Source organism: Hyphomicrobium methylovorum, assembly GCF_013626205.1.
In the GTDB taxonomy this organism is placed as follows: domain Bacteria; phylum Pseudomonadota; class Alphaproteobacteria; order Rhizobiales; family Hyphomicrobiaceae; genus Hyphomicrobium_B; species Hyphomicrobium_B methylovorum.
Genome location: NZ_QHJE01000001.1, coordinates 1,890,996 through 1,897,500 on the forward strand (window position 1 = coordinate 1,890,996; position 6,505 = coordinate 1,897,500).

Here is a 6,505-nt window from a genome sequence, read left to right on the forward strand (position 1 = left end):
GTCGACATGCCGCGCATGGGTGGCGCTAACGTTTTCAATCAAATCGAGATAAGTTTCCGAAACCCGCGAATTGGGCCGGGCGGGTGCGAATGGCTGGGCAAGCCTTTGTCTTGCCCCAACTCGTACAGTAGGGATGCCTATTCAAGGCCTTTGCAGTTTCGAGTCGGACGGCAGACATAATCAAGGCGTTGCCCGTGTCCCTCGCGTATTTCGCGGGCATCCCATCGACTTGGCCAGGACAAGCGCGTGTTTCTCAATTCGCCTAAAACCAGCCTCGGACGGATAGTATTGCTCGCAATCGCGGGCCTCCTTGCCATGCCTGCCGACTACAGCCGCGCACAACCGGTTCCAGATTTGAGCGAAGGGCCGGGCGTGAGCGCGGATCAGATCGCCGATATCTTCAGCAAGGTCGGCGACCAGATCTATCAGGACTGCATCTTCGAACTTTCTCAGGAGCAGATCGAAGTTCAGACGGCGCTGGTGCAGGCCTACATCGATCAGGGCGCCAGCGGCGTCATTGCGCGGCGTCTGGCCGTCAAACAAATTCAGCCTCCGAAGCTATCCGATAGATGCGAGCAGGTTCGCCGCACGCCGCAGCCGCAAGTGCAACCAGAACCGGCTCCGGCTGCCAAATGGGATACGAAGCTCTCCGTTCCGAAAGAACCGAAAGACGCAAAGCTGCCTGCGGTGAAGCCGTTACCTGCACCGAAGGCGCTGCCGTCGTCGGTGGTCTTGGCTGGCAGGAAAGGGCTGCCGCAATGGGATTGCGCGCCGGGCGTCGATTACGTGACGATCAAGCTCAATGGATATGATCGCAAGCTGACGGGCGGCGAAATCTGCAACCCATATGAAGATGTCGTGCGACAGGTGCCTGCATCGCTGCGCAGTTTTCGTTTGGGATACACGATCAAGACAGGCCGACTTTTCGTCATCAGCAACGACAGCGACGCAAACGGCATGACGATCGCTTGGGGATTGTCGGGCCGGGACGTTTGCCGCAACAATCCCGATCCGGATTGTTTTGCCGCGCGGGCTATCGGGCCGCTGCCGCCGGGCGAATATTCGTTCGCAGGCGATTCCGGATCGCGGGTGACCTGGGGTCCGAAAACGAAGCGGAATGTCGCCGGGATCTACTTGCGCAAGCTTTGGAACAGAGAGCGGTTCAGCCCGGCGCATACGGCGGCCATACTCGCGCGCGGGAATATCGCCATCCATGTTCGTTTGAAGGGCGAGATGTCTGAAGCCTGCATCGGGCTGGAGCCATCGGGGTGGGCGTACGTCGCCTCGCTCATCAAGAGCAATCGCGCGACGAGCCTCAACGTTTATATCGATGAGCCGTATCCGCAAGTTGCGGAGAATCCGCCAGTGGTCGTCGCATCATCGTTTTCGCTTACGTCGCTCTTCAAGTAGCGCGGCGATCGAGAACCACGTGCGTCGCGTTTTCACTCGCGACGTGTTCGGTGACGGCGAAGCCGAGCGACGGCAGGTCTACGTCGGAAAACAGAGCTTCGCCTCTTCCCAGAACGACGGGTGACATCGCGAGGTGCATTTCATCGATCGCGCCGAGTTCGAGGTATTGACGAACCGTCGAGACGCCTCCGCCGATTTTTATGTCCCGTTCTCCTGCTGCGGATTTTGCGAGGGCAAGAGCTGCTTCGATGCCATCGGTGACGAAATGGAATGTGGTCCCGCCGTCCATCTCCACTGGCGGGCGGGGAAAGTGCGTCAGGACGAAGACCGGCGCATGATAGGGCGGGTTCGTTCCCCACCAGCCGTTCCAAGTTTCGTCGGGCCAAGGTCCGCGGATTGGACCGAACATGTTGCGGCCAAGGATGAACGCGCCGAAATTTTCCATTGAGCGGCGCGCGTAGTCTTCGTCGACTCCGTCAAGGCCGCCGTCTTCGCCGATCATTACGCGGAAGGCCTTCGTTCCGAACATCCATTTGTGAAGTTCCATGCCGCGTAGGCCCAACGGATGGTCGAGGCTCTGGTCAGGTCCGGCTCCGAAACCATCGATGGATATCGAAAACCCTCTCACGCAGACTTTGGACATCGTTTGGATTTCCCTACGGTTTTGCGCGATTTTATTATCGAACGGCTAGCCTTGGCGCGATGTTTTTTTGCCTGGGAATGGCAATTGGGATTGTTGGCAGTTGTCTTATTTGTAAGGTCGGAGACCGGAACTCCGTTCGGCAAAGATCGGTTTCGTCGTCATGAAACAGCGCATCAAAGTTCCTTCCCTTCGATCAGCGATCGTCATCGGCGCATTGGCTGCCAGTGTTGGGATGCTCGGCCTGACAGCGGCGAGCGTGGCGCAAGGTAATTCCGACGATCTCGAACTGGCTTTCAATGGTCATTGTCGCGAGTGCCATGCGTTCGATAAGGGCGACAATCGCTTGGGGCCGACGCTCTATGGCGTGGTCGGGCGTAAGGCCGGAATCGTTCCGGGGTTCGCGTATTCGGATTCACTGAAGGGTTCGAATATCGTCTGGGACGAGAAGACTCTCGATCAGTGGATCGCCGATCCCAACGCGGTTATTCCCGGCAACAATATGGGTTCGCTGTTCAGCGGACTTCCGGATGCAAAGGAGCGAGCGAAAATCATCGCCTTCCTGAAGCAAGATACGACGATGAAACAACCCGGCAAGAAATGAGCTTGCGCTAGCGGCGTGAGTGGCCGCGACGATAGTGATTGCGGTGCCGGTAGCAGCGTTTCGCACCGATCTTGCACGCGATCCTAGGTCCTTGCGTGTAGCCGATGACGCCGCCCGCGACGAGGCCCACCGGACCGAAAATCAGTCCTCCTGCGGCTCCGCCGAGAATTGCGTCTGTCGTGCGTTCGTGCGCGCTGACCGGAGCGGTTGCAAGCATGAGGCCTGCTGTTACGGCGATCAATCCTGCAAAAGCTTTCATCGGCGGTCTCCCCTCGTTGTTTCGCACACTGCGTCGCTCAGCAAAAACGTAAAGGAAATCGGGCTGATTCGCACAGTTCGGGTGAGCGTCCAGAGTGGGCGTGACGAATTTGTGTTGTACTCATTTATCGGAAAATGCGTGCCGCGAACGATGTCAGTTCATTCGCGGCACGCATCGGTAGGACGTGCGCTGGCTAAATGGGCTGACCAACGTCGATGCGATTGCCGTCCGGGTCCGCGAAAACAAAAGCGCGCAGACCGTAATCTTTGTTCTGCAACTTTTTGATGACGCGCATTCCGTGTTTTTGACAAAGCGCGTGCAGGGCGTCGACATCGTGCACCATCAGATGCGCGACATTGAACGCGGCAGGCTTGTGATTGGGCTGAAGCGTGAGATGCACTTCGGCCTGATCGCGTTTCAAAATCACGAAGCCAACTGGATTGCCGTTTTCAAATGTCGATTTGAATCCGAGAACGCCTATGTAGAAATCGCGTGCGCGTTGAATGTCCGTAACGGGCAGCATGGCGGCAATTCGGCCGAACCGAATGCCATGATCGGCGGTGTCTTGCATCGTAAGACCTTGGGTGGAAAAGCGCCGAGACGTAACGGGCGGTGCCGGCCGGCTCTTTGCTTGTCTTGTTGAGTTCGATGAGACGGTGCCCACGGGAGCGTCTAATTTAGCGGGACGTCGCGATCTGGGAAATAGGCTTTCGTAGGCGATCTTATGCTTCCGTCGTGTTCAGAAGCGGTTGCGGAACGGCCTATTCGATGCGTGTTGTTCGGTTTAAGTAAGCAACGGGACAGTGGGATAGACGCGAATGGATTTTCTCGTCGTTATCGCGGCGCTGGTATTTCTGATGACCGCGGCCTATCGCGGTTACAGCGTCATCCTATTCGCACCGATTGCAGCGCTTGGGGCGGTTCTGCTTACTGAGCCCGCAGCGGTAGCGCCTGCATTCAGCGGCCTCTTCATGGAGAAGATGGCTGGCTTCGTGAAGCTGTATTTTCCCGTGTTTCTGCTTGGTGCGATTTTCGGCAAGGTCATCGAGCTTGCAGGATTCGCGCGCGCGATCGTCGCGAGTACGGTGACGCTTCTTGGACGCGAACGGGCGATACTGGCCATCGTGCTCGTCGCGGCGCTGCTGACGTATGGCGGCGTGTCACTGTTTGTCGTGGTGTTCGCGGTCTATCCGTTCGCGGCGGAGTTGTTCCGGCAGAGCAATATTCCGAAGCGATTGATCCCGGCGACCATCGCGCTCGGCGCTTTCACATTCACGATGGATTCCCTGCCGGGAACACCGCAGATCCAAAACATCATCCCGACGACGTTCTTCAAAACAACGGCGTGGGCGGCGCCCGTGCTTGGCGTGATCGGGTCGCTTTTCATTCTTGTTTCGGGTCTTGCCTTTCTCGAGTGGCGGCGTCGATCCGCTTTTGCCGCCGGCGAAGGGTATGGCGAAAATCATCTGAATGAACCGGAAACTGCTGCGGTTGCTGGTGGTGTCCATCCGGGCATTGCGATCCTTTCGCTGATCATTGTCGGCGTGGCAAGCAAGGTCCTGACCCTCGCGATACCGGCGTTTTATGGCGCAAAATTCGAGACTGTTCTGACGCCTGGCGGGAAGCCGGTGACGGCGGACGTCGAAGCATTGACAGCACTCTGGGCCGTCGAAGGCGCGCTTGTTCTTGGCATCCTGACGGTTCTTCTTTTCGCGTGGCGAGCCGTTTCGGCGAACTTCGCTGAGGGTTCGAAGACCGCTGTCGGTGGAGCGTTGCTGGCGGCGATGAACACGGCGTCGGAGTATGGATTTGGCGCGGTGATCGCGGCTTTGCCGGGATTTGCGACGATCGCTCACGCGCTAAGGGCGATCCCAAATCCGCTCGTCAACGAAGCGATTACGGTGACGACTCTCGCTGGCATCACCGGTTCGGCATCAGGCGGGCTGAGCATTGCGCTCGGGGCGATGTCCGAACAATTCGTGGCGTCGGCTGACGCTGCCGGAATTCCCATGGAGGTGCTGCATCGGGTTGCCGCGATGGCATCGGGCGGGATGGATACGCTGCCGCACAACGGCGCGGTCATCACGCTGCTTGCGGTGACGGGACTAACGCATCGCCAGTCTTACAAGGATATTTTCGCGATCACCTGCATAAAGACGCTCGCGGTGTTTGTCGTCATAGGCGTCTATTATGCGACGGGTTGGATCTGAGCATTGCGAGCTGCGACGTGTGCTGTGCGCCAGCTTGAGCGCTTACTTGTTTGCCGTCATCACCGGCGCGCGACGCATCAACTCGTCAATGTGGCTGCGTTCTTTCTGGAAGTTTGCGAGGTCTTTGCCTTCGAGCTTGCGTTCGCGAGGCACTTGAATCGACATCGGGTCCACGAAGCGGCTGTTGACGAGCACTTCGAAGTGCACGTGCGGGCCTGACGACAGGCCGGTCGAGCCGACGTATCCGATGATGTCGCCTTGGCGGACCTTCATGCCGGGTGAAACTTTGGCGAAGCGGCTCATATGGCCGTACGCGGTCTGATAGCCGTTCGCATGGCGGACGCGAATGTAATTTCCGTAATAGCCCTTGTGGCCAACTTCTTCGATCGTGCCGTTACCGGCGGCGAAAATCGGTGTGCCTGTTGGGCAGGCCCAGTCAACGCCCGTGTGCATTTTGCGCGAGTTCAACAGCGGGTGATAGCGCACGCCGAAGCCTGACGTGAGGCGCACGTCGTTGCCGCGCACCGGTTTGCGGACAAGGAATTTTTTCGAGTTGTTTCCTTCGTCGTCATAGTAGTCGACGACGCCGTCAGCGGAGCGGAAGCGATAGAAGCGATATGTCGTGCCGCCGGTATTCATGGCCGTGAAGAGCAGTTCGCCCGGTGGACCGTCGGTCGATTGTTCGTTCTTCATGTCGAAGAACATTTCAAGCGTATCGCCCGGGCGCACGCGGCGGCGGAAGTCGCTATCGAAGGCGTTGATGCGAAGAACCTGCGTGATCGTTTCCGGTGACAGGCTTTGCGTTAAACCCGCAAGATACACGCTGGCATAAAGGCTGGCGTTCTGCGGATCGTCTCCATCGTTGTCGGCCACGAGCTGAAGCTGGTGTTCGAACGGCGGCTGCGATGATGCAACGAATTCGCCTGCAGCGCTGCGGCTGACGGTGACGAGATGGTCATGACCGTCAGAGAAGATCGAGTAGCGCGCGGGCTCTTTCTTGTTCGGATCTGCGAGCGACGGCACCAGCGTGATGCGCACTTCCTGGCCCGGCACGAGCGCGCTTTCGGGGAAGATGTTGCGGCCCGAGTCGATCATGTTGCGCACATCCCAATCGGGTGCGCCGGCCTTCGCGAGAATTTTTGCGAGCGTATCTTGCGCGCCGACTTTGACGACGATGACTTCGCCATCTTCGAGATCATCGGGTTCGTCGGGTGCGTCCGCCGACTTGAAAATGTCGGTCGTGTTGATGCTGTCGGCCGTTGCGGACGTTGGATGCCAGGCGGCCGTTCCTTCAACCGGCGAAGCGGGCGTGTTGCCATCAGTGGCTTCAGCCGTTTCCTGCGGACGCGGAGGCTCGGCGCTCTTTTCGACGATGTCTTGAA

Annotated in this window: 7 protein-coding genes (1 of these 7 running past the window's edge); 3 read left to right on the forward strand and 4 right to left on the reverse strand. The window is 58.4% G+C overall.

Annotated features, from left to right (window positions below):
• The first annotated feature begins 246 nt into the window (after window positions 1–246).
• The gene (locus DLM45_RS09225; protein WP_343062276.1) at window positions 247–1,410 is read left to right on the forward strand and encodes a DUF2778 domain-containing protein; all 1,164 of its coding nucleotides are present in this window, start codon (window positions 247–249) and stop codon (window positions 1,408–1,410) included.
• Here DLM45_RS09225 and DLM45_RS09230 read toward each other — a convergent pair.
• Window positions 1,403–2,053, reverse strand: coding sequence for a dihydrofolate reductase family protein (locus DLM45_RS09230; protein ID WP_181336842.1), 651 nt, complete (start codon window positions 2,051–2,053; stop codon window positions 1,403–1,405). The two genes, DLM45_RS09225 and DLM45_RS09230, sit on opposite strands and share 8 nt — an antisense overlap.
• Before the next feature lie 160 nt (window positions 2,054–2,213).
• Between DLM45_RS09230 and DLM45_RS09235 the strand changes: the two genes are divergently transcribed.
• A complete protein-coding gene (locus DLM45_RS09235) occupies window positions 2,214–2,654 on the forward strand; it encodes a c-type cytochrome (protein ID WP_181336843.1) in 441 nt (146 codons plus the stop codon).
• A gap of 7 nt (window positions 2,655–2,661) precedes the next feature.
• Here the strand turns inward: DLM45_RS09235 and DLM45_RS09240 are convergent, their stop codons facing one another.
• On the reverse strand, window positions 2,662–2,913 hold the full coding sequence (locus DLM45_RS09240) for a hypothetical protein (RefSeq protein ID WP_181336844.1): 252 nt from the start codon (window positions 2,911–2,913) through the stop codon (window positions 2,662–2,664).
• 193 nt (window positions 2,914–3,106) lie between these two features.
• On the reverse strand, window positions 3,107–3,484 hold the full coding sequence (locus DLM45_RS09245; RefSeq protein ID WP_181336845.1) for a glyoxalase superfamily protein: 378 nt from the start codon (window positions 3,482–3,484) through the stop codon (window positions 3,107–3,109).
• Window positions 3,485–3,731: 247 nt separating this feature from the next.
• Here DLM45_RS09245 and DLM45_RS09250 point away from each other — a divergent pair, with 247 nt between their 5' ends.
• Window positions 3,732–5,123: a GntP family permease gene (locus DLM45_RS09250; RefSeq protein ID WP_181336846.1), complete on the forward strand. Its 1,392-nt coding sequence runs from the start codon at window positions 3,732–3,734 to the stop codon at window positions 5,121–5,123.
• A 42-nt stretch (window positions 5,124–5,165) separates the two neighbouring features.
• Here DLM45_RS09250 and DLM45_RS09255 read toward each other — a convergent pair whose 3' ends face one another.
• Window positions 5,166–6,505, reverse strand: partial view of a peptidoglycan DD-metalloendopeptidase family protein gene (locus DLM45_RS09255; protein WP_343062277.1) — the 3' portion only. Its footprint extends 700 nt past the window's final position; only the last 1,340 of its 2,040 coding nucleotides appear in the window; its start codon lies beyond the right edge, outside the window; the stop codon is at window positions 5,166–5,168.

Excerpts from the sequence above, each read along its gene's own strand:
- DLM45_RS09250 (WP_181336846.1), top strand. The coding sequence starts at position 3,732 with ATGGATTTTCTCGTCGTTATCGCGGCGCTGGTATTTCTGATGACCGCG.
- DLM45_RS09240 (WP_181336844.1), bottom strand. The coding sequence starts at position 2,913 with ATGAAAGCTTTTGCAGGATTGATCGCCGTAACAGCAGGCCTCATGCTT.
- DLM45_RS09235 (WP_181336843.1), top strand. The coding sequence starts at position 2,214 with ATGAAACAGCGCATCAAAGTTCCTTCCCTTCGATCAGCGATCGTCATC.
- DLM45_RS09230 (WP_181336842.1), bottom strand. The coding sequence starts at position 2,053 with ATGTCCAAAGTCTGCGTGAGAGGGTTTTCGATATCCATCGATGGTTTC.
- DLM45_RS09245 (WP_181336845.1), bottom strand. The coding sequence starts at position 3,484 with ATGCAAGACACCGCCGATCATGGCATTCGGTTCGGCCGAATTGCCGCC.